Below are 23970 nucleotides of genomic sequence, written 5' to 3'. Positions count from 1 at the left end.
CGTCGTCGGGGGGCCTGTGTGGTTCCCTGGCCAGCATGAGTGCCACGCTCGACGCCCTGACCGTCCCGATCGTCGGCGCTCCCATGGCGGGTGGTCCGAGCACGGTGGAGCTCGCGGTCGCGGTCTCCCGGGCCGGCGGACTCGGGATGCTGGCCGGCGCGAACCTCGCCCCGGACGCCCTCGCGGCCCGGGTCACGGCGACACGGGAGGCGCTGGGGGACGAGCCGTTCGGGGTCAACGTGTTCCTCCCGACGGCGGAGCCCGATCCCGCACCCGACCTGGGCCCGCACCTGGCGGCCCTCGACCGGTGGGCGCGGCAGCTCGGGGTGGATCGCGGGGCCCCGACCTGGGACGACGACGGCTGGCGCGCGAAGGTCGACCTGCTCGTGGCGGACCCCGTCCCCGTGGTCGCGTTCTACTTCGGCTGCCCACCCCGGGACGTGGTGGACGCGCTGCACGCCGTGGGCTCGGAGGTGTGGACGACGGTGACCTCGCGCGCGGAGGCGGTGCTGGCCACCTCGGCGGGGCTGGACGTGCTGGTGGTGCAGGGGCGGGAGGCGGGTGGGCACCGCGGGACGTTCACCAACACCGGTTCGCCCGACCCGGACGGCGACCCCGGGCTCCTCGCCCTGCTCCGGCTGGTGCAGGGCGTGACGGACCTGCCGCTGGTGGTGGCCGGCGGGCTGGTGCACGGGGCGGACGTGGCCGCGGTGCTGGTGGCGGGCGCCCGCGCGGCGCAGCTGGGTTCGGCGTTCCTGCTGACCCCCGAGGCCGGCACGTCCGCCCCGCACCGGGCTGCCGTGGCGGCCGACCGCCCGACGGCCGTGACCCGCGCCTTCTCCGGCCGCCCCGCCCGCGGGGTGCGCAACGTGATGCTCGACGAGCTGACCGAGGACGCGCCCGCCGCCTACCCGCACCTGAACCGCGCGTCCCAACCGGTGCGCGCCGCCGCTGCCGCCGCCGGGGACGAGACGGCCGTGGCGATGTGGGCGGGCCAGACCCACCACCTGGCCCGGGCCGTGCCCGCGGCCGAGGTGGTCGCGACGGTGGTGGCGCAGGCGCGCGAGGCGCTCGCGGGGGTGGGCGGCAGGATCGGCTGACGGTCCCGCGGACGGTCCCGCCAGGACGTCACCGTGAGGTGGTCGCGCCCACCAGCGCAGGACCGGCGGAGCGCATGGCCACGCAGGCCCAGGTGCGCCACGGGCTCCACGCGGCGGTGCGGGTGGCGAGCTCGGCGGCGGTGAGCGGACCGTTGCCGGTGAGCAGCGCGCCGGCGACGGCGGCCACCGCCGGCTCCAGCAGGGGGACGACGTCGGTGTGCCCGAGCGCGCGGACGGTGACGAGCTCGGCGTAGCACGGGCCGATGCCCTCCAGCTCGCGCAGCCGGAGGATCGCGTCCACCGGGTCCACCGCACGCAGCTCGTCGGTGGCGAGCTGTCCGTCCAGCGCGGCCCGGGCGATGCCGTGCAACCGGCGCAGCTTCACCTCGGGCAGCCCGGGAAGCTCGGTGACCGCCAGCAGCTGCTCCGGGGACGGCAGCACGGTCAGCTCGGCGCCCCCGCCCCCGCCCCCGGCCCCGGGCCCGGCGGCGACGTCCAGCACGGTCCCGTGGGCGCGGTTCAGCCGCTCGCGGAGGGCGACACCCTGCGCGTGGGGGCGCCGCGCGGAGAGCACGCACCAGGCCAGCGCCTCGTACGCGGAGTGGAACAGCGGCGGCCGCAGACCCGGCTTCGCGGAGCGGATGCGCCCCAGCACGGGATCAGCCGCGCACAGGGCGTCCCACCCGGTGGCGTCGACGTCCGCGGAGATCACCCGCAGCGCCTGGGCCACGGCGGCGTCCACGTCCGCCGGGCCGGTGACCTCCAGCTCGAGGGCGTCCGGGGCCGGCTGGCGGACCAGGACGGCGACGGGCTCCCAGGTGGGCTCCAGCAGGAACGCGAGCTCCAGCACGTCCTGGTCGTGGCCCGCCTCCCGCTGGCCGAAGCCGAAGGCCGAGGTCAGCCGCAGGTCGAAGGCACCGCGGAGGGCGACCAGCCGGACGGAGGAACGGGTGGCGGTGGTCATGGACGCACCGTCGCACCGACCCCCGACAGTCCCCGCGGCCGCGGGTCCGGCGCCGCTCAGCCGCCGGCGTGCGCCGGCTGGAAGTTGCCCTGCGCGTCCTCCTCGGCGCGGATGACGTGCACCACGGCGTTGATCAGCGCGAGGTGGGTGAAGGCCTGCGGGAAGTTGCCCCAGTGGCGGCCGGTACGGGGATCGATCTCCTCGGCGTAGAGCAGCAGCGAGCTCGCGAAGCCGAGCAGCCGCTCGCACAGGTGTCGGGCCCGCTCGAGCTCGCCGATCTCCACCAGTGCGCTGACCAGCCAGAACGAGCAGATGGTGAACGTGCCCTCCTCGCCGGAGAGCCCGTCGTCGGTGGTGTCGACCTGGTAGCGAAGCACCAGCCCGTCCAGGGTGAGCTCGTCGGCGATGGCGAGCACGGTGGCCCGGGCGACGGGGTGCTCCGGCGGCAGGAAGCGCAGCAGCACCGCGAGCAGGAGCGAGGCGTCGAGGTGGTCCACGCCGTAGGCCTGGGTGAGCACCCCGCGGGAGTCGACGCCGTGCTCCAGGACGTCGGCGTGGATCTTGTCGGCGATCGCCTGCCACGTCTGCGCGTAGTCGTGCTCGCCGTGCACCCGGGCGAGCTTGGCGCCGCGGTCCAGCGCCACCCAGCACATGACCTTCGACGACGTGAAGTGCTGGGGCTGCCCGCGGACCTCCCAGATGCCGCGGTCGGGCTCGCGCCAGTGCGCCACCGCCTGCTCCACCTGCTCCTTGAGCAACGGCCACAAGGACTCCGGGACCTGCTCGCGGGAGCGCGTGTGCAGGTACACCGAGTCGAGCACGGCACCCCAGATGTCGTGCTGGGTCTGGTCGTAGGCGCCGTTGCCGATCCGGACCGGCCGGGCGCCGTCGTAGCCCGAGAGGTGGTCGAGGGTCTCCTCGTCCAGCTTGCGCTCCCCACCCACCCCGTACATCACCTGCAGCGGGTGCGGAGAGCCGTCCTGGCTGCTCGAGACGTCGCTGATGAAGCTGAAGAAGTCGTTGGCCTCACGGTCGAGCCCCAGGGTGTACAGCCCCCACAGCGCGAAGGTCGAGTCCCGCACCCACGCGTACCGGTAGTCCCAGTTCCGCTCGCCGCCCGGGGTCTCCGGCAGCGAGGTCGACGAGGCGGCCAGCAGCGCCCCGGTCGGTGCGTAGGTCAGGCCCTTGAGCGCGAGCGCGCTCTGCTGGAGGTAGGCCCGCCACGGGTGGTCGGGGAAGCGCCCCATGGATATCCACTGCCGCCAGCACTCCTGGGTCTGCCACATCGCGTCGGTGGCCTCGGCCCAGGTCTGCGGGGCCGGCAGGTCCGACCAGCTCAGCGCGACGAAGACGTCGTCGCCCTCGGTGAGCCGGGTGCGGGCCCTCGCCTCGCGGCCCTCCAGCCCCAGGCGCAGGTTCGAGGTGAGCTTGAGCGTGGGGTGGTCGCCCTCATCGGCCGTGGCGACCGCGACGGCCTCGTCGTAGACGTCCCCGGTGTACTCCCAGCGCGCTCCGCTGCGGTGGTAGTCGAAGGCCGGCTCGCAGCTCAGCGCCAGCTCCACGGTGCCGGAGACGCAGCGCACCGTGCGCAGCAGGACGTGCCGGGCGTCCCAGTCGGTGGGGGTGCGCTTGTGCGTGCGGGAGCGCGCGTCGGTGTTGTGCCAGGGGCCCATCACCAGCGCGTCCCGGACGATGATCCAGCCCGTCTCCGTCTGCCAGGTGGTCTCCACCATGAGACCGCCGGGCATGTAGCGGCGCGCGGCGGGCACGCTCACCCCGTACGGCGCGAGCTTGAAGTGCCCGGCGGAGCGGTCGAGGATCGCGCCGAACACGCTGGGGGAGTCCGGGCGCGGCAAGCACATCCACTCCACCGCCCCGTTCGGCGCGACGAGGCAGGTGGTCTCGCAGTCGGAGAGGAACGCGTAGTCCGAGATGGGGGGAAAGGCGCTGCGACGCACCGGGACGGTGCTGGTGTCGACCGCCCCGGTCGCCGGCAGCGGGGGGCTGTGGGTGACCTCGTCCATCAACGGGTGAAGACGATCTTGCCCGCGGTGTCGCCGTCCAGCATCGCCCGGAAGCCCTGCTCCGCCTGCTCCATCGGCAGCTCCAGGCCGATCTCCGGGCGGGTCCCGGTGGTGGCGCAGAAGGTGAGCAGGTCCGCCAGCTCCTCCTTGGTGCCCATGGTGGAACCGACCACGCGCATCTGCAGGAAGAACAGCCGCTGCAGGTCCGCCGACGGGTCCGGGCCCGACGTGGAGCCGGAGACGACGATGACCCCGCCCGGCTTCAGCGAGCGCATCGAGTGGCTCCAGGTGGCCTTGCCGACGGTCTCGAAGACGCCGTCGACCTTCTCCGGCAGGCGCGCACCGGACTCGAAGACCGCGTTCGCGCCGAGCCGGGTGGCCAGCGCCCGCTTCGCCTCCGTGCGGCCGGTGACCCACACCCGGTAGCCGGCCGCCGACGCGATCTGCACCAGGGCGGTGGAGACCCCGCCCGAGGCACCCTGCACCAGGATCGTCTGCCCGGGGCGCAGGCCAGACTTCACGAACAGCATGCGGTAGGCCGTCAGCCAGGCCGTGCCCATGACCGCACCCTGGCTGAAGCTGAGGTCGGAGGGCAGCGGGACCACGTTGCGGGCGGGAACCACGACCTGCTCGGCCATCGCGCCCTGGGCCTTCTCGGTGAGCAGGGTGCGCCGCGGGTCGAGCGTCTCCTCGCCGACGTAGCCGGGGGAGGTGATGACCGAGTGCAGCACCACCGGGGTGCCGTCCTCCAGGGTGCCCGCCCCGTCGCAGCCCAGGGTCATCGGGAACTGCTCCGGCTTGATGCCGACCCCGCGCAGGGTCCACAGGTCGTGCATGTTGAGGCTCGCGGCCCGCACGTCCACCGTGACCCAGCCCTCGGGGGCCACGGGGGCGTCCTTCTCACCCACCCGCAGGCTCTCCAGGGGGTTCTCGGCGTTGGGCTCGGCAGCGTAGACGGCAAACATGAGCAGGACCCTAGCCAGCCGCGGCTAGGGTCGGGGGATGGGCGGTCTGGCGCGGTGGTGGGACGGCGTCGAGCTGTGGGCCACCGGCCTCCCCTTCATCGCCCAGGTGACCGTGGTTCTCGTGGTCGTCGCGCCGCTGTGCGCGCTGGCCGCGCGCGGGCTGGACCGCATCGTCGGCCTCGGCACGGGGCTGCTGGGCAAGGTCCGACCCGAGCAGGACGTGCCCACCCCTCCGCGGGAGGGCTGACCCCGCACGCGCCTAGGCTCCAGGCGTGAACCCCGGCGCCCGCATCCGTCTCGCGCTGGTGGTGCTGCTCGTGCTGGTGGCCGTCGCCTACCTCGTGCGCCTGCTCTGACCGACGGCCCCGGCGCTCAGATCGTGTGGGTGGGAACCCAGCTCGCCGGTCGCTTCTCCGCGAACGCCGCCATGCCCTCCTGGGCCTCGGGGGCGGCGAAGAACCCGGCCGAGAGCTCCAGCATCTCGCCGAACCGTGCACCCATCCCGTCCGCGGTGCCCTCCGAGAGCAGCTTCTTGGTGCGGGCCAGCGCCAACGGGGCACCCTTGCCCAGCGCGGTGACGTAGTGCAGCACGCGCTCGCGGAGGTCCTCGGGCGCGACCGCCGCGGTGAGCAGCCCGATCTCCGCAGCGCGATCGGCCGAGAACACGTCGCCGGTGAGGAAGAGCTCCTGGGCGGCCCGGGGGGCCAGCCGCGGGAGCACGGTCACCGAGATGACGGCCGGCACCACGCCGATGCGGACCTCGCTGAAGGCGAAGCTGGCCGCGGTGGAGGCGACGGCGATGTCGCAGGCCGCCACCAGGCCCACCCCGCCCGCACGGGCCAGGCCGGAGAGCGCGGCGATGACGGGCTTGGGGTGGCGCCAGATGGCCTCGAGGATCTGCGGGAACTCGTTGACCCCCTGGGCGGACGCGCCGGCCCCGCGGGACTCGCGCAGGTCCATCCCCGCGCAGAACACGTGCCCGGTGTGGTCGAGCACCACCACCCGCACGGCGTCGTCGTCCGCGGTCGCCGCCAGGTGTGCGGTGAGCTCGCGGCGCAGCTGGGCCGACAGGGCATTGCGGTTGTCCGGGGAGTCCAGGGTGATGGTGGCGACGCCGTCGACCACGTGCAGGTGGACCAGCTCGGACGTCTCGGTCACGGTGTTCTCAGCCATGGTCCCGACGCTAGACCGCCGGTGGGCGCGGGTGCCCATCGGCTGCGCAGCGGGGAGGATGGGGGGGTGGACACCGCGGTGATGGACGGCTCCCTGCCCGCCTCGGCGCTGGCGGGGGTGGGGCGGGCGCCGTTCGGCGTCTACGTGCACGTGCCGTTCTGCGCCACCCGCTGCGGCTACTGCGACTTCAACACCTACACCGCCGGCGAGCTGGGCACCTCCGCCTCCCCGCAGAGCTGGATGGAGGGGCTGCGCGCGGAGCTGGCGCTGGGCGCCCGGGTGACGGGTGGGCCGGCAGCGGGGACGGTGTTCGTGGGCGGGGGCACGCCGTCGCTGCTCGGGGCGGACGGTCTGGCCGAGGTGCTGGCGGCCGTGCGGGACACCTTCGGGCTGGCCCCGGGCGCTGAGGTCAGCACCGAGTCCAACCCGGAGTCGACCTCGCCGGCCTTCTTCGACGGCATCCTGGACGCCGGCTACACCCGGGTGTCGCTGGGCATGCAGTCCGCCGCCGCCCACGTGCTGCGCACCCTGGACCGCACCCACACGCCGGGCCGGGCCGTCGCGGCCGCGCTGGAGGCCCGCGCCGCCGGGTTCGCCCACGTCAACCTGGACCTCATCTACGGCACCCCGGGGGAGACCGACGCCGACCTCGACGCGTCCCTCGCGGCCGTGCTCGAGGCCGGGGTGGACCACGTCAGCGCCTACGCCCTCATCGTCGAGGACGGCACGGCCATGGCGCGCAAGGTCCGCCGCGGCGAGCTGCCGATGCCCGACGACGACGTGCTCGCCAGCCGGTACGAGCGCCTCGACGCCGGGCTGGTGGCGGCCGGGCTGGACTGGTACGAGGTGAGCAACTGGTCGCGGCCGGGCGCGGAGTGCCGGCACAACGTGGGCTACTGGGACGGCGGCGACTGGTGGGGTGCCGGCCCCGGGGCGCACAGCCACGTGGGCGGGGTGCGGTGGTGGAACGTGAAGCACCCGGCCCGGTACGCCGAGGTCCTGGCCCGCGGGGAGTCCCCGGCGGCGGCCCGGGAGCTGCTGGAGCCGGCCGAGGTGCACACCGAGCGGGTGATGCTGACCGCCCGCCTGCGCAGCGGGCTGGACCCGGCCGAGCTGGCGCCGGCCGAGTTGGCGGTGGCGCGGGAGCGGGTGGCCGACGGACTCCTGGTCGAGACGGCCGGGCGGTTGGTGCTCACCCCGCGCGGGCGCCTGCTGGCCGACGCCGTGGTCCGCGACGTCCTCGTCGCCGGGGACTGAGCGCCGTCCGGGTCAGTCCCGGGCCGGCGCGGTGAGGAAGTCGAGCTCGAAGACCCGCGCGTGCAGGACCGTCCGGTTGCGCAGCGCCGCCCGCACCGCGCGGTGCAGCCCGTCCTCCAGGTAGATCTTCCCGCCCCACTGCACGGCGTGCGGGAACAGGTCGCCGTAGAAGGTCGAGTCCTCGGCGAGCAGCGTCTCGAGCTCGAGCACCTTCTTGATGGTCACCAGCTCGTCCAGGCGCACCTGCCGCGGCGGGATCTTCGCCCAGTCCTTGGTGGACAGGCCGTGCTCGGGGTACGGCTTGCCCTCCTGGACGGCGCGGAAGATCACGCCTGCAGAGTAGCCACCCGCGCCGGTGGCCCCGCGACCCCGCCTAGACTTGCCACAGGTCACCGACCGTGGAGAGGAGGGCCCGTGTCGAGCACGGAGGAGCGTCGCTTCGCGGTGCTGCGCGCCATCGTCGCCGACTACGTGGCCACCCAGGAGCCCGTCGGCTCCAGGGTCCTCGTCGAGCGGCACAACCTCGGCGTGTCCAGCGCGACCGTCCGCAACGACATGGCGGCGCTGGAGGAGGAGGGCTACATCGCGCAGCCCCACACCTCCGCCGGGCGCATCCCCACCGACAAGGGCTACCGCCAGTTCGTCGACCGCATCGCCCAGGTCAAGCCGCTCTCCGGTCCGGAGCGCCGGGCCATCCAGTCGTTCCTGGAGACGGGGGTGGACCTCGACGACGTGCTGCGCCGCGGGGTCCGGCTGCTGGCCCAGCTGACCCGGCAGGTCGCCGTGGTGCAGTACCCGACGCTCTCGGTGTCCTCGGTCCGGCACCTCGAGGTGGTCGCGCTCACCCCGGCCCGGCTGCTGCTGGTGCTCATCACCGACTCCGGCCGGGTGGACCAGCGCATCGTCGAGCTGGGCGACGTCATCGCCGACGACGAGCTGGTCCAGCTGCGTGGCCTGCTCGGCGGCGCGCTGGAGGGCAAGCGGCTGGCCGCGGCCTCGAGCGCCGTGGCCGAGCTCGCCGAGGACGCGCCGGCGCACCTGCGGGACGCCGTCATCCGAGCCTCGACCGTGCTGGTGGAGACCCTGGTGGAGCACCCCGAGGAGCGGCTGGTGCTCGGCGGGGCCTCGAACCTCACCCGCAACGCCGCCGACTTCAGCGCCTTCCCCGGCTCGCTCCGGGCGGTGCTGGAGGCGCTGGAGGAGCAGGTGGTGGTGCTCAAGCTGCTCGCCGCCGCGCAGGACGCGGGCACCGTGACCGTGCGGATCGGTGAGGAGAACGAGGCCCAGGAGATGCGGGGCACCTCGATGGTGTCCATCGGCTACGGCTCGGCAGGAACAGTTCTGGGGGGCATGGGCGTTCTGGGACCGACGAGGATGGACTACCCCGGCACCATCGCCTCGGTCAGCGCGGTCGCCCGCTACGTCGGCGAGGTGCTGGCCGGGCGCTAGCACCGCACACTGGGTGCGAGCGGTCGGCCGCGCCGGCACGGACACGAGCAGGACCAACAGGACGAGGGTGTGGATCAGACGTGGCACGGGACTACTACGGGACGCTCGGCGTGGGGACCAAGGCGAGCGGTGACGAGATCAAGCGCGCCTACCGCAAGCTCGCCCGCGAGCTGCACCCCGACGTCAACCCGGACGAGGCCGCGCAGGCCCGCTTCCGCGAGGTGACCACCGCCTACGAGGTGCTCTCCGACCCGGCCAAGCGCCAGGTGGTGGACCTCGGGGGGGACCCGATGGAGTCCGCGGGCGGCGGCGGGTTCGGGGGCAGCGCCCAGGGCTTCGGCCTCGGCGACATCATGGACGCGTTCTTCGGCGGCCAGGGCGGCGGCAGCGGCCGCGGCCCCCGCAGCCGGGTGCAGCCCGGCTCCGACGCGCTGCTGCGGGCCGAGCTCACCCTCGCCGAGTGCGCCACGGGAGTGAACCGCGAGATCAGCGTGGACACCGCCGTGCTCTGCAGCGTGTGCACCGGTGCGGGCACCTCGCCCGGAACGCACGCCGTGCAGTGCGACACCTGCGGCGGGGCCGGCGAGGTCCAGTCGGTCCAGCGGAGCTTCCTCGGCCAGGTCGTCACCGCCCGGGTGTGCCCCACCTGCCGCGGAACCGGCGAGACCATCCCCGAGCCGTGCGTGCAGTGCGGGGGCGACGGCCGGGTCCGCTCGCGCCGCACCGTGACGGTCAAGATCCCCGCCGGGGTGGCCGAGGGCATGCGCATCCGGCTCTCCGGCCAGGGCGAGGTGGGCCCCGGTGGCGGCCCCGCCGGTGACCTCTACGTCGAGGTGTCCGAGGAGCCGCACGAGGTGTTCGTCCGCGACGGCGACGACCTGCACTGCACCGTCCGGGTGCCGGTGGTCGATGCCGTGCTCGGCACCACCGTCAAGCTGGAGACCATCGACGGCCAGGCCGACATCGAGGTGGAGGCGGGCACGCAGCCGTCCTCGGTGGTGACCCTGCGCGGGCACGGCATGCCCCGGCTGCGCTCCGGCGTGCGCGGTGACGTGCACGTGCACCTGGACGTCGTGGTGCCCACGCGCCTGGACCACAAGCAGAAGGACCTGCTGCGCAAGTTCGCGACCGCGCGCCGCGACGACGTCGCGGAGGTGGTGCACGCCGGCTCGAGGCAGAGCGGCGGCATGTTCTCCCGCCTGCGCGACGCCTTCGCCGGCCGCTGACCCGACCCCGGTAGCGCCGTGGCTCCGCCCGTGTTCCACCTCGACGACCTGCCCCCGGTGGGCGCCACCGCGGTGCTCGACGGGGCGGAGGGGCGGCACGCGGCCACCGTGCGCCGGCTGCGGACGGGGGAGCGGCTGATGCTGACCGACGGCCGGGGCGGGGTGGCCGAGGCCGTGGTGACCGCGGTGGGCAAGGACCGTCTCGAGCTGGAGGTGGGCGCCCGTCGGGACGTCCCGCCACCGGCCACGAGGGTGACCGTGGTGCAGGCGCTGCCCAAGAGCGAGCGCTCCGAGCTGGCCGTGGAGCTCGCCACCGAGGCGGGCGTCGACGAGCTGGTGCCGTGGTCGGCCGCCCGGTGCGTGGCCCGCTGGACCGGCCCCAGGGCGGACAAGGGAGTGGCGCGCTGGCGGGCCGTGGCCCGGGAGGCCGCCAAGCAGTCCCGGCGCGCGCACGTCCCCGTGGTGCACGAGCTCGCGACGACGGCGGCGCTGCTCGCCCTCGTCGAGGCGCGGGTACGGGCCGGTGGCGTCGCGCTGCTGCTGCACGAGTCGGCCACGGTCGGGCTGCGGCAGGCGGCGCTGGCGCCCGAGGTGCTGCTGGTGGTGGGCCCGGAGGGCGGGCTGGACGACGCCGAGCTCGCGGCCCTGACCGTCGCCGGGGCCCGGGCGGTGCACCTGGGGCCGACCGTGCTGCGCACCTCCACCGCGGCCGCCGTGGCCCTGGGTGCGCTGGGGGCGCTCACCGAACGGTGGGACACCGCCCCACCGACCTGAGAGGCTGGCGACCGTGACCACCCGCCGCCGCTCCGTGCTGCTGGGGGCCGCCGGGGTGCTGCTGCTCGCGGCCTGCACCTCCACCGCCGCCACCCCCTCCGCCGCGACCCCCGAACCACCCCGTGCCGAGGGAGTGCCCGAGCCCGTGAAGATCACCTACGGCGCCGACCCGTCGCAGCTCGGCGAGCTGCACCTGCCGGCGGGTACCGGCCCGGTGCCCGTGGTCGTGGTGGTGCACGGCGGCTACTGGCGGGCGGCCTACGGCTACGACCTGGGCACCCCCCTCGCGGCGGACCTCGCCAACCGGGGGGTGGCGGCCTGGAACATCGAGTACCGCCGGGTCGGCGACGGCGGGGGCTGGCCCGCGACGTTCCTCGACGTGGCCGCCGCGGTCGACGCCCTCGCCGGAGCGGTGCAGGACGCGGCCGGTGGTCGGCTCGACCTCAACGACGTGCGCGCGGTGGGCCACTCCGCGGGCGGGCACCTCGCGGTGTGGGCGGCGGGCCGTCCGTCGCTGCCCGCGGGCGCACCCGGAGCCGGTCCGGCCGTCCGGCTCACCCGCGTGGTCAGCCAGGCCGGGGTGCTCGACCTGGTGGGAGCCTCCGAGCTGGGTCTCGGTGGGGGCGCCAGCGACGAGCTGCTGGGCGGTCCGTCCGCAGCGCAGCCCGAGCGGTACGCGCTCGCCTCGCCGCTGGCCCGGCTGCCGATCGGGCGGCCGGTGACCTGCGTGCACGGCGACGCCGACGTCACGGTGCCGATCAGCCAGAGCGAGACCTACGTGGCGGCCGCGACCGCCACGGGGGACCCGGCCGTGCTGGTGACGCTGCCCGGGGTCGACCACTTCGCGCTCATCGACGTGAGCACCACGGCGTGGGCGGCCTGCCGGGACGCCCTGCTCGGCTGAGTCGTGGCCCCGGCTAGCGTCAGCCCCATGACCGCACCGGACTGCCTGTTCTGCAAGATCGTCACCGGTGACGTGCCCGCGACGGTCGTGCGCCGCGGCGAGCGCACGGTCGCCTTCCGGGACATCAACCCGCAGGCGCCGGTCCACGTGCTCGTGGTGCCCACCACCCACCAGCCCGACGCCGCGCGGCTCACCGCCGCCGACCCGGCCCTGATGGCGGAGGTGATCGCCGACGCGGTGGCCGTCGCCGAGCAGGAGGGCCTCGCCGGGACCGGCTACCGGCTGATCACCAACACCGGGCGCGACGCCGGCCAGACCGTGTTCCACCTCCACGTGCACGTCCTCGGCGGCGAGGGGCTCGGCGGGATGACCGGTGGCCCGCTGAAGGTCGCTGGGTAGGATGGGGAGGTCCCGGAACGACCCCAGGAAGCAGGGCACCACCCCCTCGTGACGTCCACACCCGACCAGCCCGTCGCCGCCCGCTCCACCACGACCGTCCCGCAGGCCGCCGTCATGGCGCTGCTGGGTCCGGCCGACGTCAACCTCCGCCTGCTCGAGGAGCTGCTCGTCGCGGACGTGCACGTCCGCGGCAACGAGGTCACCCTCACCGGTGCCCCGGCCGACGTCGCGTTCGCCGAGCGGGCGCTGTCCGAGCTCGTGGCCATGGCCGGGGGCGGCGCGCTCGCCCCGGAGACCGTGCGCCGCACCGTCTCCATGCTCACCGAGGGCAGCGGTGCGTCCCCGGCCGAGGTGCTGAGCCTGGACATCCTGTCCCGGCGAGGCAAGACCGTGCGGCCCAAGACGCTGAACCAGAAGCACTACGTCGACGCCATCGACACCCACACCATCGTCTTCGGCATCGGTCCCGCCGGGACCGGCAAGACCTACCTGGCCATGGCCAAGGCCGTGCAGGCGCTGCAGGCCAAGCAGGTCACCAAGATCATCCTCACCCGTCCCGCGGTCGAGGCCGGTGAGCGCCTCGGGTTCCTGCCCGGCACCCTGCACGACAAGATCGACCCGTACCTGCGGCCGCTGCACGACGCCCTCAACGACATGATGGATCCCGAGGCCGCCGCCAAGCTCACCCAGGCCGGCACCATCGAGGTCGCCCCGCTGGCCTACATGCGCGGCAGGACGCTGAACAACGCGTTCATCATCCTCGACGAGGCGCAGAACACGACCGCCGAGCAGATGAAGATGTTCCTGACCCGGCTGGGGTTCGGCTCGAAGATCGTGGTGACCGGCGACGTGACCCAGGTGGACCTGCCCGGCGGTGCCACCAGCGGTCTTCGGGTGGTGCGCGGCATCCTCGAGGGCATCGACGACGTGCACTTCTCCACCCTGACCAGCAGCGACGTGGTGCGTCACCGGCTGGTGGGCGAGATCGTCGACGCCTACGCCCGCCACGACGACGCCGAGCAGGCCCGCCGGGACTCCGCCCGGATCGCGCCGGTCGAGCACCGCGCCCAGCGGGGGGTGCGCCGGTGAGCATCGAGGTGTCCAACGAGTCCGGCACCGAGGTGGTCGAGGCGGACCTGGTCAGCGTCGCGCGCTACGCCCTGGGCCGGATGGACGTGCACCCGGCCGCGGAGCTCTCCGTGGTGCTGGTCGACTCCTCCACCATGGCCGACCTGCACGTGCAGTGGATGGACCTGCCCGGTCCCACCGACGTCATGGCCTTCCCGATGGACGAGCTGCGTCCCGGCGGGCGCCCCGACGCCGCGGACCTGGGCCCGGCGGTGCTCGGGGACATCGTGCTGTGCCCGCCGTTCGCGGCGGAGCAGGCCGCCACCGCCGGCCACAGCCTGGACGACGAGCTGCACCTGCTCACCGTGCACGGCGTGCTGCACCTGCTGGGCTACGACCACGCCGAGCCCGAGGACGAGAAGGCGATGTTCGGCCTGCAGAACAGCCTCCTCGCCGACTGGCAGGCGCAGCAGCGCCGTGCGGCGCACCAGGCCGTGCTCGACGACGTCGACTCCCGCGTGCTGGGGGTGGTGGGGCTGGACGAGCGGCCCGACCGGTGAGCGGTTCCGTCGCGCTGGTCCTGCTCGCCGTCGTCCTGGTCCCGCTCGCCGGGCTGTTCACGGCCGCCGACGCCGCGCTGAGCACCGTCTCCCGCGCCCGGCTGGTCGAGCTCGAGCGGGAGGACACCCCCGGTGCGACCCGGCTGCTGGCGGTGGTGGCCGACCGGCCCCGCCACGTGAACCTGCTGGTGCTGCTGCGCCTGACCTGCGAGGTCACCGCCACCGTCATCGTCACCCTGCTGATCGACCGCGCCCTCTCCCTCGGCGCGGCCCTGGTGGTGGCCGCGGTGCTCATGGTGGTGCTCACCTACGTCGTCGTCGGGGTGGGCCCCCGCACGCTCGGCCGCCAGCACGCGTACGCCATCGCGCTGCGGGCCTCCGGCGCGCTCCGGCTCATCGGCACCGTGCTCGGACCCCTGAGCCGGCTGCTCATCCTGCTCGGGAACGCCATCACCCCCGGCAAGGGCTTCCGCCAGGGGCCGTGGTCCTCGGAGGTGGAGCTGCGCGAGCTGGTGGACATGGCCCAGCAGGGCGGGGTGGTCGACGCCGAGGAGCGGCGGATGATCCAGTCGGTCTTCGAGCTCGGCGACACCATCGCCCGCGAGGTGATGGTCCCGCGCACCGACATCGTCTGGATCGAGCAGGACAAGACCGCCCGCCAGGCGATGTCGCTGGCCGTGCGCAGCGGGCACTCCCGGATCCCCGTCGTCGGCGAGAACGTCGACGACGTGCTGGGCGTCGTGTACCTCAAGGACCTCGTCCAGCACTCCTTCACGCTGCGCAAGAAGGACCCGGGCGCCCCGGTGGCCGAGCTCATGCGCCCGGCGGAGTTCGTCCCGGACGCCAAGCGCCTCGACGACCTGCTGCGGGAGATGCAGCGCGGCCGCAACCACATGGCCGTGCTGGTCGACGAGTACGGCGGGGTGGCCGGGCTGGTCACCATCGAGGACATCCTCGAGGAGATCGTCGGGGAGATCGTCGACGAGTACGACACCGACGAGCGCGACCCGGTGGAGCACCTCGGCGACGGTTCGGTGCGGGTGTCCTCGCGGCTCAGCGTCGAGGACCTCGGTGAGCTGTTCGGCGTGGAGCTCCCGGCGGAGGACGTGGAGAGCGTCGGTGGCCTGCTGGGCCAGGCGCTGGGCCGGGTCCCGCTGCCGGGCTCGGAGGTGACCGCGCACGGGCTTGTCCTGCGCGCGGAGGGCGGGGCCGAGGTGCGCGGCCGGGTGCGGGTGAGCACGGTGGTGGTGCGCCGCGTGCCCGAGCCGGAACCCGGGCACGTCGACTCCGAGGCCACCGGGACCGTGCAGGGGCGCTGACCCCGGTGGGGGAGGATGGGGAGGTGAGCACCCCTGGTCAGCCCCCGCACCGCTCCGGCTTCGTCGCGTTCGTCGGGCGGCCGAACACCGGCAAGTCGACGCTGACCAACGCCCTCGTGGGGCAGAAGGTGGCCATCACCTCCAGCCGTCCGCAGACCACCCGGCACACCATCCGCGGCATCGTGCACCGTCCGCACGCGCAGCTGGTGCTGGTGGACACCCCCGGCCTGCACCGTCCGCGCACCCTGCTCGGCCAGCGGCTGAACGACCTCGTCAAGGACACGTACTCCGAGGTCGACGTCATCGGGCTGTGCATCCCCGCCGACGAGAAGATCGGGCCCGGCGACCGCTGGATCCTCGAGCAGCTGCGCGTGGTCGCGCCGAGCACCCGCGTCATCGGGGTCGTCACCAAGATCGACAAGCTCTCCAAGGCCCGCCTGATGGAGCAGCTGCTGGCCGTGTCCGCGCTGCTCGGACCGGAGAACGACGTGGTGCCGGTCTCCGCGGTCAAGGGGCAGCAGGTCGAGGTGCTGGTCGACGTCCTGTCCAAGGCCGTGCCGGAGGGGCCGATGCTCTACCCGGCCGACGAGCACACCGACGAGAACGACACCCACATGATGGCCGAGCTCATCCGCGAGGCCGCGCTGGAGGGTCTGGGCGACGAGCTGCCGCACAGCCTGGCCGTGGTCATCGAGGAGATCACCCCGCGGGACGGCCGGGACGACTTCCTCGACGTGCACGGCGTCCTGTACGTGGAGCGGCCCAGCCAGAAGTCGATCGTCATCGGCAAGGGCGGCGAGCGCCTCAAGGACGTCGGCACCCGGTCCCGGGCGGGGATCGAGGCCCTGCTGGGCACCCGTGTCTTCCTCAACCTGCACGTCAAGGTGGCCAAGGACTGGCAGCGCGACCCCAAGCAGATGGGCCGGCTCGGGTTCTGACGGCGGGTCTGCCCCGGTTCGGGCGAGTTCATGTCCCGGTGGTCCCGGGTTCGCTACGTTCTCCAGGAGCCGGCCGCAGCGTGCGACCGGCACTCCGAGGGAGCAGCAGTGAGCGACAACCCGTACGGCGGTTCCCAGCCCGACGAGGATCCCAACGCCGGACAGCCGAGCACGCCGCCGTCCTTCAGCAAGGAGACGCCCCCGGCGGGTCCCTCGCCCTACGGCCAGCAGCCCCCCGCGCAGGGCGGCTACGGGCAGCAGCCCCCGCAGGGCTACGGGCAGCAGCCGCCGCAGGGCTACGGGCAGCAGCCCTACGGGCAGCAGCCCCCGCAGGGCTACGGGCAGCAGCCCTACGGGCAGCAGCCCCCGCAGGGCTACGGGCAGCAGCCCTACGGGCAGCAGCCCCCGCAGGGCTACGGGCAGCAGCCCTACGGCCAGCCGCAGGGGTACGGGCAGGGCGGCTACCCCGGGGGTTCGCCGAACGCGTACGCGCACTGGGGAACCCGGCTCGGTGCCTTCGCGGTCGACTACCTCGGCCCGGTCATCGTCGTGTATGTCATCGTCATCATCCTGAGCTCCATCAGCAACGCCCTGGGCATCATCGGCGGCCTGCTGTACCTCGGCCTGCTGGGCTTCGAGATCTGGAACCTGTTCATCCGCCAGGGCAAGACCGGTCAGTCCATCGGCAAGGGGCTGTTCGGCATCATGCTCATCGACGAGCAGACCGGTCGTCCGCCCGGTGGCGGCATGACGTTCGTGCGGTACCTGGCCAAGATCGTCGACAGCATCATCTGCTACGTCGGCTGGCTGTTCCCGCTGTGGGACGCCAAGCGGCAGACGGTGTCCGACAAGATCATGCACACCGTGGTCGTCCCGGGCGGGGACCCCGCCCAGAAGAAGTTCTGACCCTCCCGGGTTCCTCGACGGCGCGGTCGGCCCACTGGCGGGGCCCGGCCGCGCTGGCCGTCGTGGGTGTCGCGGGGTGCGCGGTGGTGTGGTTGGCGGACCCGACGACCCCCGGCGGGATCCTCCCGGTCTGCCCGACGAAGGCGCTGCTGGGCATCGACTGCCCCTTCTGCGGTGGACTGCGGGCGGCCTACGCCCTGCTGCACGGCGACCTCGTCGGGGCCCTGCGCTACAACGCCTTCGCCCTCGTGCTGCTCGTGGTCGGGGGATGGGTGGGTGCCACGTGGGTGCGGGGGGCCCGGACCGGCCGCCCCGGGCTGCACCGTGACCTCCTGCACCGCCTGCTCCCCGTGCTGTACCTGCTGGCCGCCGTCTGGTTCGTCGTCCGGCTGCTGCCCCTCGGCGTGCCGCACGTCTGAGCGCAGCCGTGGGCCGTCCCCGGTGGGACACTGGGGCGGTGAGGCTGTACCGCGACCACGCCGTGGTGCTCCGGCTGCACAAGCTCGGCGAGGCGGACCGCATCGTCACCCTGCTGACCCGCGAGCACGGGCTGGTGCGTGCCGTGGCCAAGGGGGTGCGCCGCACCCGGAGCAAGTTCGGGGCCCGGCTGGAGCCCTTCGCCCACGTGGACGTGCAGCTCTACCCGGGCCGCAACCTCGACATCGTCACCCAGGTGGTCACCGCCGACGCGTTCGGCGCCGACCTGGTGGCCGACTACGGCCGCTACACCACCGCGTGCGCCGTGCTGGAGACCGCCGAGCGGCTCGCCGGTGAGGAACGGTCCCCGGTGCCGCGGCTGCACCTGCTCACCGTGGGAGCCCTGCGCGCCCTGGCCGCCGGGCAGCGCGACCCCCAGCTCGTGCTGGACGCGTTCCTGCTGCGCGCCATGACCTTCGCGGGGTACGCCCCCGCGCTGGCCGAGTGTGCCCGCTGCGGCGCACCCGGCCCGCACCGCGGCTTCCACGTGGCCGGCGGGGGAGTGGTGTGCGTGCACTGCCGCCCCGCCGGGTCCACCACGCCCGCCCCCGAGGTGGTGCCGCTGCTGCTGGCGCTGCTGGAGGGCCGGTGGTCGGACACCGAGGACGCGTCGGCCCAGGTCCGTGCCCAGGCCAGCGGGCTGGTGGCCGCACACCTGCAGTGGCACCTGGAGCGCTCGCTGCGCACCCTGCCCCTGGTGGAGCGGAACGCGCCCGAGGTGTTCCCCACCCGCGAGGCCCGCGAGGCGCCCGCGGACCCTGGCCCGGACGAGCCGCTGGGGCAGGATGGGGACCGTGATCTCACGCCGACGCCCGTCCCCCACGGCTGAGCGCGGCCCGGTCCGCCCGCCGGACCCGCACCCCTCCGGCGCCCGCCCCCCGCTGATCCAGCCCGAGCTGGTCCCGCGCCACGTCGCCCTCGTGATGGACGGCAACGGGCGCTGGGCCCAGGAGCGTGGCCTGCCGCGCACCGCCGGGCACGAGAAGGGCGAGGCCGTCCTGATGGACGTCATCTGCGGCGGCATCGAGCTCGGCATCAGCCACATATCCGCCTACGCGTTCTCCACCGAGAACTGGAAGCGCAGTCCCGAGGAGGTGCGCTTCCTGATGGGCTTCAACCGCGACGTCATCCGGCGGCGGCGCGACGAGATGCACGAGATGGGGGTGCGGGTGCGCTGGGCCGGGCGCCGTCCGCGGCTGTGGGCCAGCGTCATTCGAGAGCTCGAGGTGGCCCAGGAGCTGACCGGACACAACACCGGGCTGACCCTGACGATGTGCGTGAACTACGGCGGGCGGGCCGAGATCGCCGACGCCGCCCGGGAGATCGCCCGCCTGGTGGCCGCCGGCAAGGTGAACCCGGAGAGGGTCGACGAGGCGATGCTCGCGCGCCACCTCGACGAGCCGGACATGCCGGACGTGGACCTGTTCCTGCGGCCCTCCGGCGAGCTGCGCACCTCCAACTTCCTGCCGTGGCAGTCCGCGTACGCCGAGCTGGTCTTCCAGCACACGCTGTTCCCGGACTTCGACCGGCGCGACCTCTGGGCGGCGTGCGTGGAGTACGCCTCCCGCGACCGCCGCTTCGGTGGCGTGCCCGAGGCGCCGGGGGCCCGCTCGTGAGCGCGGCCGACGAGCTGCTGGCGGCCGCGCGCACAGCGCTGGAGCGCTACGTGGACGTGGTCGTCGACGCCGACGGGGCGCTGTCCTTCGTGCACTCGGGGGTGCCCTGCGCGGTGCAGGCCGTGCAGCTCGCGGAGGGTCTGGTGGTGCTCTCCACCACGTGCGTGCTGGCCTGGGACCTCGAGCCCGACCCGCGGGTCAGCGAGCTCGTGGCCCGTCTCGGGTCGCAGGTGCAGTTCGGCGGCCTCGGGCTGGTGCAGCTGGAGCGCACCGCCGACGTCACGCTGCGCTACGCGTTCCCCGCCGCCGGGCTCCAGCCGGAACCGCTGGCGACGCTGCTGCTGCTCGTGGTCTCGGGGGCCTCCCGGGCGCGCACCGAGCTGCGCGAGGAGCTCGGTCTGTCGCTGCCGACCTAGCGTCGGGCGCACTCCGCGCAGCGGCCGAAGACCTCGACGGTGTGGCTGACGTCGACGAACCCGTGCTCGGCGGCCACGGCCTGCGCCCAGCGCTCCACCGCCGGACCCTCCACCTCGACGGTGCGCCCGCAGTCCCGGCAGACCAGGTGGTGGTGGTGCCCGGCGGAGCAGCGGCGGTAGACGGCCTCGCCGGAGTCGGTGCGCAGCACGTCCACGCTGCCGGCGTCGGCGAGGGTCTGCAGGGTCCGGTACACGGTGGTGAGGCCGATGCCCTCGCCGCGGCGCCGCAGCTCCTCGTGCAGGTCCTGCGCCGAGCGGAACTCCTCGGTGGCGTCGAGCAGGCTGGAGACGGCGCTGCGCTGCCGGGTGGAGCGGACGACCGGGCTCGGGGTGCCGACCACGACGCTCAGCCCTCGGCCGCGTGGGTCACGGCGTCGACGACGATGTGGCTGAGGTGGGAGTCCACCAGGCGGTAGACCACCTCGCGCCCGTGCCGCTCGCCCTGCACCACCCCGGCCGACTTCAGCACGCGCAGGTGCTGGCTGATGAGCGGCTGGGTCACCCCGAGCGCGTCGACGAGCTCGTGGACGCAGCGCTCGGACTCCCGCAGCTGCAGCACGATGGCGATGCGGACCGGGGCGGCGAGCGCGCGGAGCAGGTCACCCGCGGCTACCAGGGTCTGCTTGGGGGGTGGCGTGCTCTCCGGCGCGGGGGCGCGGTCGGGCGCGTGGACGGCGTCGACCTCGTCGGTGGCGAGGTCCGCCCTGGTCGTCGCTGTCGGTGTGCTCACGGCCCCATCGTAGGAGCAGGGGCTGCCGCGGTCACCGGCTACGGTTCCCCGGTGCTGCTGGTGTGCCTGTTCGACGTGCCCGGGGCGGAGCTCGTCGCCTTCACCGCCCGCGCCCGCACGGCCGTGTCGCTGCTCGCGCAGCAGCCGGGCTGCCGGGCTGTCTGCGCCGGTCCCGCCGTCGACGAGCCGTCGACGTGGGTGCTCACCGCCCGCTTCGACTCGGTGCCGGCCTACCGGCGGTCGCTGTCCCCGTTCGCTGTCCGCGAGCACGTGGCTCCCCTGCTCGCGCAGTGCCGGGGCGGGGTGCCCACCACCTTCGAGCTGCTGCTGGACGGCGTCGACGGGGCGGTCGTGGAGTCGGTGAGCCTGCACGGGACGGACTCGGGGCCCCGACCCTGGGCGGCGGATCCGCCGAGCGACGACCGATAGGCTCGACCGCATGGTTGCCTCCACCCCGATCGACGCCGTCGTCAGCCTCAGCAAGCGCCGGGGCTTCGTCTACCCCTGCGGCGAGATCTACGGCGGCACCCGGTCGGCGTGGGACTACGGCCCGCTCGGCGTGGAGCTCAAGGACAACATCAAGCGGCAGTGGTGGCGCTCGATGGTCACCGGCCGCGAGGACGTGGTGGGGCTGGACTCCTCGGTGATCCTGCCCAAGCAGGTGTGGGAGGCCTCCGGCCACGTCGCCACGTTCAGCGACCCGCTGGTGGAGTGCCTGAGCTGCCACAAGCGCTACCGCGAGGACCACCTGCTCGAGGAGTTCGAGGAGAAGAAGGGCCGGGTGCCCGAGAACGGCCTCGGCGACATCGTCTGCACGAACTGCGGCACCCGGGGGGAGTGGACCGAGCCCAAGGCGTTCTCCGGCCTGCTCAAGACCTTCCTGGGCCCGGTGGAGGACGCGAGCGGGTTGCACTACCTGCGCCCGGAGACCGCGCAGGGCATCTTCGTCAACTACGCCAACGTGGTGACGTCCTCGCGCCGCAAGCCGCCCTTCGGCATCGCCCAGATCGGCAAGAGCTTCCGCAACGAGATCACCCCCGGAAACTTCATCTTCCGCACCCGCGAGTTCGAGCAGATGGAGATGGAGTTCTTCGTCGAGCCGTCCTCCGCGCCCGAGTGGCACGAGTACTGGCTCGAGCGCCGGATGGCCTGGTACACCGACCTCGGCATCTCCGCCGACAACCTGCGCTTCTTCGAGCACCCGGCGGAGAAGCTGAGCCACTACTCCGCGCGCACGGCCGACATCGAGTACCGCTTCCGCTTCGGTGGCAGCGAGTGGGGCGAGCTGGAGGGCGTCGCCAACCGGACCGACTACGACCTGCGCACGCACTCGGAGGCCTCCGGCACCACCCTCGACTTCTACGACCAGGCGAACGAGACCCGCTACACGCCCTACGTCATCGAGCCGGCGGCCGGCGTGGGGCGCGCGATGATGGCGTTCCTGCTCGACGCCTACTCCGAGGACGAGGCGCCGAACACCAAGGGGGGCATGGACAAGCGCGTGGTGCTCAAGCTCGACCGGCGCCTCGCGCCGGTGAAGGCCGCCGTGCTGCCGCTGAGCCGCAACGCCGACCTGACGCCGCGGGCCAAGGAGCTCGCCGCCACCCTGCGCCAGCACTGGAACGTCGACTTCGACGACGCGGGTGCGATCGGCAAGCGCTACCGCCGCCAGGACGAGATCGGCACCCCGTTCTGCCTCACGATCGACTTCGACACCCTCGAGGACCACGCCGTCACCGTGCGTGAGCGCGACAGCATGGCCCAGGAGCGCGTCGCGCTGGACCAGGTCGAGGGGTACCTCGCCGCGCGGCTCATCGGCTGCTGACATCCCCGCCCGTGACACCTGTCACGGGCGTGTCGTGACGGACAGCCGGGGTGCGCCACCCCGTCGCGCAGCAGAGTTCCTCCCATGACCACGACGAGCGCGCCCGCGCTGGCGCTGAGGGACGTGCGCAAGGCCTACGGGTCCGTGCAGGCGGTCGACGGGATCACGCTCACCGTCGAGCCGGGCGAGGTGGTGGCCTTCCTGGGTCCCAACGGCGCGGGCAAGACCACGACCATCGACATGATGCTCGGCCTCGCCCAGCCCGACAGCGGGTCGCTGACCGTGTTCGGGGGTACCCCACAGCTGGCGGTGGCCCAGGGCCGGATCTCGGCGGTGATGCAGAGCGGGGGGCTGTTGCGCGACCTCACCGTCGCCGAGACCCTCCGGCTCACGAAGAGCCTGTTCAGCCACACCCGGCCGGTGGCCGAGGTGCTGGAGCGGGCCGGGCTCACCGACAAGGCCGACCGCCGGGTGGTCAAGTGCTCCGGCGGCGAGCAGCAGCGGCTGCGCTTCGCCATGGCCCTGCTCAGCGACCCGGACCTGCTGGTGCTCGACGAGCCCACCACGGGAATGGACGTGGGCGGTCGGCGGGACTTCTGGGCCGCCATCCGGGACGACGCGTCGAGGGGTCGCACCGTCCTGTTCGCGACCCACTACCTCGAGGAGGCCGACGCCTACGCCGACCGGATCGTCCTGGTCGCGAACGGGCGGGTGGTCGCTGACGGCACCGCTGCGGAGGTCCGGAACCTCGCGGCCGGGCGGGTCGTGGCCGCGACCCTGCCGGGGGCCTCTGAGCACGAGCTGCGCGCGCTGCCCGGCGTCGACTCCGTGGAGATCCGCGGGGAGCGCGTGCTGCTGCACACCGGCGACTCCGACGTGGTGGCCCGGCACCTGCTCACGGCCACCGCAGCCACCGACCTGGAGATCACCTCGCGCAACCTCGAGGACGCGTTCCTCGCCCTCACCGGCACGGCCGGGTCGACCACCCCCGCGAACACCCTGCAGGAGGCCTGAGATGACCACGACGCCCGCCACCCCGATCGCCCGCTCCGTCCCGTCGATGGGCGGGTTCAACCTGACCTTCCTGGGCCTGGAGGTGCGCCGGATGATGCGCAACCGCCGGACCCTGGTGTTCGCCCTCGTCATGCCGTCGGTGTTCTTCCTGCTCTTCGGCACCAGCGACGGCTACAACGGCACGTCGGTGGGCCGCGGCAACGTGACGGCCTACGTCATGATCAGCCTCGCCGTGTACGGCGCGATGCTCTCCACCACCAGCGGCGGCGCCATGGTGTCCGTCGAGCGGGCCCAGGGCTGGAGCCGCCAGCTCCGGCTCACCCCGCTGCGTCCGGCGGCCTACATCGCGGTGAAGCTGCTGGTGGCCATGGTCATCGGGCTCGCGTCGGTGGTCGTGGTCTTCGTGGTCGGTGCGGCGGTCGGGGCGTCGATGCAGGGCTGGGTCTGGGTGACCACGGCCCTGGTGGCCTGGATCGGGTCCGTGGTGTTCGCCGCGTTCGGGCTCTTCATGGGCTACCTGATGCCCTCGGAGAACGTCATGCAGATCCTCGGGCCCGGTCTGGCCCTGCTCGCGCTGGCCGGCGGGTTGTTCACCGGCCCGGTCACCAGCGGCTGGTTCGCCACCTTCTCCCAGCTCATGCCCACCTACGGTCTGTCCCAGCTCGCGCACGCCGCGCTGACCGGCGACGGGTTCACCGTCGCCTCGGTGCTCAACGTGCTCGTCTGGGCCACGGTCTTCACCGGTGGTGCCGTGCTGCTGTTCCGTCGCGACACCCGTCGGGTCTGATGAGAGCCCTCTCGGCCGC

At 73.7% G+C, this 23970-nt stretch carries 28 protein-coding genes; 21 read left to right on the top strand and 7 right to left on the bottom strand.

The features are described 5' to 3' along the window. The first annotated feature begins 35 nt into the window (after nt 1–35). Nucleotides 36–1100, top strand: a complete 1065-nt coding sequence (locus RHODO2019_RS11255) for an NAD(P)H-dependent flavin oxidoreductase (protein WP_265381889.1) — start codon at nt 36–38, stop codon at nt 1098–1100. A gap of 28 nt (nt 1101–1128) precedes the next feature. On the opposite strand, the gene RHODO2019_RS11250 is transcribed toward RHODO2019_RS11255, so the two are convergent. Genes RHODO2019_RS11250 through RHODO2019_RS11240 form a run of 3 tightly spaced genes read right to left on the bottom strand, consistent with a single transcriptional unit; the run spans nt 1129 to nt 5053 of the window. Continuing rightward, nucleotides 1129–2064, bottom strand: coding sequence for a DNA-3-methyladenine glycosylase family protein (locus RHODO2019_RS11250; RefSeq protein WP_265381888.1), 936 nt, complete (start codon nt 2062–2064; stop codon nt 1129–1131). 56 nt (nt 2065–2120) lie between these two features. After that, nucleotides 2121–4088: a glycoside hydrolase family 15 protein gene (locus RHODO2019_RS11245; RefSeq protein WP_265381887.1), complete on the bottom strand. Its 1968-nt coding sequence runs from the start codon at nt 4086–4088 to the stop codon at nt 2121–2123. Further along, the gene (locus tag RHODO2019_RS11240) at nt 4088–5053 is read right to left on the bottom strand and encodes a zinc-binding dehydrogenase (protein WP_265381886.1); all 966 of its coding nucleotides are present in this window, start codon (nt 5051–5053) and stop codon (nt 4088–4090) included. The genes RHODO2019_RS11245 and RHODO2019_RS11240 overlap by 1 nt, the downstream gene beginning before the upstream one ends. Nucleotides 5054–5090: 37 nt before the next feature. Between RHODO2019_RS11240 and RHODO2019_RS11235 the strand changes: the two genes are divergently transcribed. Next, nucleotides 5091–5300, top strand: coding sequence for a hypothetical protein (locus RHODO2019_RS11235; RefSeq protein ID WP_265381885.1), 210 nt, complete (start codon nt 5091–5093; stop codon nt 5298–5300). A gap of 125 nt (nt 5301–5425) precedes the next feature. Here the strand turns inward: RHODO2019_RS11235 and RHODO2019_RS11230 are convergent, their stop codons facing one another. Continuing rightward, nucleotides 5426–6226, bottom strand: a complete 801-nt coding sequence (locus RHODO2019_RS11230) for an enoyl-CoA hydratase-related protein (protein WP_265381884.1) — start codon at nt 6224–6226, stop codon at nt 5426–5428. A gap of 81 nt (nt 6227–6307) precedes the next feature. Here RHODO2019_RS11230 and hemW point away from each other — a divergent pair, with 81 nt between their 5' ends. Beyond that, a complete protein-coding gene (hemW, locus tag RHODO2019_RS11225; protein WP_265384735.1) occupies nt 6308–7483 on the top strand; it encodes a radical SAM family heme chaperone HemW in 1176 nt (391 codons plus the stop codon). Between the two features lie 12 nt (nt 7484–7495). Here hemW and RHODO2019_RS11220 read toward each other — a convergent pair whose 3' ends face one another. Further along, the gene (locus RHODO2019_RS11220) at nt 7496–7813 is read right to left on the bottom strand and encodes a type II toxin-antitoxin system VapB family antitoxin (protein ID WP_265381883.1); all 318 of its coding nucleotides are present in this window, start codon (nt 7811–7813) and stop codon (nt 7496–7498) included. An 84-nt stretch (nt 7814–7897) separates the two neighbouring features. Between RHODO2019_RS11220 and hrcA the strand changes: the two genes are divergently transcribed. From hrcA to RHODO2019_RS11150, 14 genes are all read left to right on the top strand, one after another. Further along, complete coding sequence (gene hrcA / locus RHODO2019_RS11215) at nt 7898–8932, top strand: heat-inducible transcriptional repressor HrcA (RefSeq protein ID WP_265381882.1); 1035 nt, start codon at nt 7898–7900, stop codon at nt 8930–8932. An 80-nt stretch (nt 8933–9012) separates the two neighbouring features. Then, complete coding sequence (dnaJ, locus tag RHODO2019_RS11210; RefSeq protein WP_265381881.1) at nt 9013–10158, top strand: molecular chaperone DnaJ; 1146 nt, start codon at nt 9013–9015, stop codon at nt 10156–10158. An 18-nt stretch (nt 10159–10176) separates the two neighbouring features. After that, nucleotides 10177–10932, top strand: a complete 756-nt coding sequence (locus tag RHODO2019_RS11205; RefSeq protein WP_265381880.1) for a 16S rRNA (uracil(1498)-N(3))-methyltransferase — start codon at nt 10177–10179, stop codon at nt 10930–10932. 13 nt (nt 10933–10945) lie between these two features. Beyond that, nucleotides 10946–11836, top strand: a complete 891-nt coding sequence (locus tag RHODO2019_RS11200; RefSeq protein ID WP_354005531.1) for an alpha/beta hydrolase family protein — start codon at nt 10946–10948, stop codon at nt 11834–11836. Between the two features lie 27 nt (nt 11837–11863). Then, the gene (locus tag RHODO2019_RS11195) at nt 11864–12235 is read left to right on the top strand and encodes a histidine triad nucleotide-binding protein (protein WP_265381879.1); all 372 of its coding nucleotides are present in this window, start codon (nt 11864–11866) and stop codon (nt 12233–12235) included. Nucleotides 12236–12283: 48 nt separating this feature from the next. Next, entirely contained in the window at nt 12284–13324 is a 1041-nt protein-coding gene (locus tag RHODO2019_RS11190; protein ID WP_265381878.1) for a PhoH family protein, read from the top strand. Next, nucleotides 13321–13863, top strand: coding sequence for an rRNA maturation RNase YbeY (ybeY, locus tag RHODO2019_RS11185; protein ID WP_265381877.1), 543 nt, complete (start codon nt 13321–13323; stop codon nt 13861–13863). Before RHODO2019_RS11190 ends, ybeY begins: the two co-directional genes overlap by 4 nt. Continuing rightward, the gene (locus RHODO2019_RS11180; RefSeq protein ID WP_265381876.1) at nt 13860–15182 is read left to right on the top strand and encodes a hemolysin family protein; all 1323 of its coding nucleotides are present in this window, start codon (nt 13860–13862) and stop codon (nt 15180–15182) included. Before ybeY ends, RHODO2019_RS11180 begins: the two co-directional genes overlap by 4 nt. A gap of 23 nt (nt 15183–15205) precedes the next feature. After that, complete coding sequence (gene era, locus RHODO2019_RS11175) at nt 15206–16120, top strand: GTPase Era (RefSeq protein ID WP_265381875.1); 915 nt, start codon at nt 15206–15208, stop codon at nt 16118–16120. Between the two features lie 108 nt (nt 16121–16228). Further along, nucleotides 16229–17026 carry an RDD family protein gene (locus RHODO2019_RS11170; protein WP_265381874.1) on the top strand — a complete coding sequence of 266 codons (798 nt, stop codon included), beginning with the start codon at nt 16229–16231 and terminating at the stop codon, nt 17024–17026. 53 nt (nt 17027–17079) lie between these two features. Further along, complete coding sequence (locus RHODO2019_RS11165) at nt 17080–17445, top strand: DUF2752 domain-containing protein (protein ID WP_435532218.1); 366 nt, start codon at nt 17080–17082, stop codon at nt 17443–17445. 38 nt (nt 17446–17483) lie between these two features. Further along, nucleotides 17484–18332 (top strand): DNA repair protein RecO, encoded by an 849-nt coding sequence (gene recO / locus RHODO2019_RS11160; RefSeq protein ID WP_265381872.1) that lies wholly within the window; start codon nt 17484–17486, stop codon nt 18330–18332. Next, a complete protein-coding gene (locus tag RHODO2019_RS11155; RefSeq protein WP_265381871.1) occupies nt 18289–19119 on the top strand; it encodes an isoprenyl transferase in 831 nt (276 codons plus the stop codon). The genes recO and RHODO2019_RS11155 overlap by 44 nt, the downstream gene beginning before the upstream one ends. Further along, on the top strand, nt 19116–19535 hold the full coding sequence (locus RHODO2019_RS11150; protein ID WP_265381870.1) for a hypothetical protein: 420 nt from the start codon (nt 19116–19118) through the stop codon (nt 19533–19535). The genes RHODO2019_RS11155 and RHODO2019_RS11150 overlap by 4 nt, the downstream gene beginning before the upstream one ends. On the opposite strand, the gene RHODO2019_RS11145 is transcribed toward RHODO2019_RS11150, so the two are convergent. Together RHODO2019_RS11145 and RHODO2019_RS11140 are read right to left on the bottom strand one after the other, a co-directional pair. Continuing rightward, nucleotides 19532–19936: a Fur family transcriptional regulator gene (locus RHODO2019_RS11145; RefSeq protein ID WP_265381869.1), complete on the bottom strand. Its 405-nt coding sequence runs from the start codon at nt 19934–19936 to the stop codon at nt 19532–19534. The genes RHODO2019_RS11150 and RHODO2019_RS11145 overlap by 4 nt on opposite strands. Before the next feature lie 5 nt (nt 19937–19941). After that, nucleotides 19942–20325 carry an ArsR/SmtB family transcription factor gene (locus RHODO2019_RS11140; protein ID WP_265381868.1) on the bottom strand — a complete coding sequence of 128 codons (384 nt, stop codon included), beginning with the start codon at nt 20323–20325 and terminating at the stop codon, nt 19942–19944. A 51-nt stretch (nt 20326–20376) separates the two neighbouring features. Here RHODO2019_RS11140 and RHODO2019_RS11135 point away from each other — a divergent pair, with 51 nt between their 5' ends. The 4 genes from RHODO2019_RS11135 to RHODO2019_RS11120 all read left to right on the top strand — a co-directional run bounded on the left by RHODO2019_RS11135 (nt 20377) and on the right by RHODO2019_RS11120 (nt 23951). Beyond that, a complete protein-coding gene (locus tag RHODO2019_RS11135; protein ID WP_265381867.1) occupies nt 20377–20754 on the top strand; it encodes an antibiotic biosynthesis monooxygenase in 378 nt (125 codons plus the stop codon). A gap of 10 nt (nt 20755–20764) precedes the next feature. Then, on the top strand, nt 20765–22150 hold the full coding sequence (locus RHODO2019_RS11130) for a glycine--tRNA ligase (RefSeq protein ID WP_265381866.1): 1386 nt from the start codon (nt 20765–20767) through the stop codon (nt 22148–22150). Nucleotides 22151–22234: 84 nt separating this feature from the next. Further along, nucleotides 22235–23164: an ABC transporter ATP-binding protein gene (locus RHODO2019_RS11125; protein ID WP_265381865.1), complete on the top strand. Its 930-nt coding sequence runs from the start codon at nt 22235–22237 to the stop codon at nt 23162–23164. Nucleotide 23165: 1 nt separating this feature from the next. Beyond that, a complete protein-coding gene (locus RHODO2019_RS11120) occupies nt 23166–23951 on the top strand; it encodes an ABC transporter permease (protein WP_265381864.1) in 786 nt (261 codons plus the stop codon). The last annotated feature ends 19 nt before the right edge of the window (nt 23952–23970 follow it).

The sequence above is a fragment of the Rhodococcus antarcticus genome (genome assembly GCF_026153295.1).
In the GTDB taxonomy this organism is placed as follows: domain Bacteria; phylum Actinomycetota; class Actinomycetes; order Mycobacteriales; family Mycobacteriaceae; genus Rhodococcus_D; species Rhodococcus_D antarcticus.
Note: the sequence above shows the minus strand (reverse complement) of the source record. Positions and strands in the feature narration are given on the sequence as shown.

Bases quoted from the DNA above. Each gene is read 5' to 3' on its own strand.
- RHODO2019_RS11255 (WP_265381889.1), top strand. From the start codon at position 36: ATGAGTGCCACGCTCGACGCCCTGACCGTCCCGATCGTCGGCGCTCCC.
- RHODO2019_RS11250 (WP_265381888.1), bottom strand. From the start codon at position 2,064: ATGACCACCGCCACCCGTTCCTCCGTCCGGCTGGTCGCCCTCCGCGGT.
- RHODO2019_RS11245 (WP_265381887.1), bottom strand. From the start codon at position 4,088: ATGGACGAGGTCACCCACAGCCCCCCGCTGCCGGCGACCGGGGCGGTC.
- RHODO2019_RS11240 (WP_265381886.1), bottom strand. From the start codon at position 5,053: ATGTTTGCCGTCTACGCTGCCGAGCCCAACGCCGAGAACCCCCTGGAG.
- RHODO2019_RS11235 (WP_265381885.1), top strand. From the start codon at position 5,091: ATGGGCGGTCTGGCGCGGTGGTGGGACGGCGTCGAGCTGTGGGCCACC.
- RHODO2019_RS11230 (WP_265381884.1), bottom strand. From the start codon at position 6,226: ATGGCTGAGAACACCGTGACCGAGACGTCCGAGCTGGTCCACCTGCAC.
- hemW (WP_265384735.1), top strand. From the start codon at position 6,308: ATGGACGGCTCCCTGCCCGCCTCGGCGCTGGCGGGGGTGGGGCGGGCG.
- RHODO2019_RS11195 (WP_265381879.1), top strand. From the start codon at position 11,864: ATGACCGCACCGGACTGCCTGTTCTGCAAGATCGTCACCGGTGACGTG.
- RHODO2019_RS11155 (WP_265381871.1), top strand. From the start codon at position 18,289: ATGGGGACCGTGATCTCACGCCGACGCCCGTCCCCCACGGCTGAGCGC.
- RHODO2019_RS11130 (WP_265381866.1), top strand. From the start codon at position 20,765: ATGGTTGCCTCCACCCCGATCGACGCCGTCGTCAGCCTCAGCAAGCGC.
- RHODO2019_RS11125 (WP_265381865.1), top strand. From the start codon at position 22,235: ATGACCACGACGAGCGCGCCCGCGCTGGCGCTGAGGGACGTGCGCAAG.
- RHODO2019_RS11120 (WP_265381864.1), top strand. From the start codon at position 23,166: ATGACCACGACGCCCGCCACCCCGATCGCCCGCTCCGTCCCGTCGATG.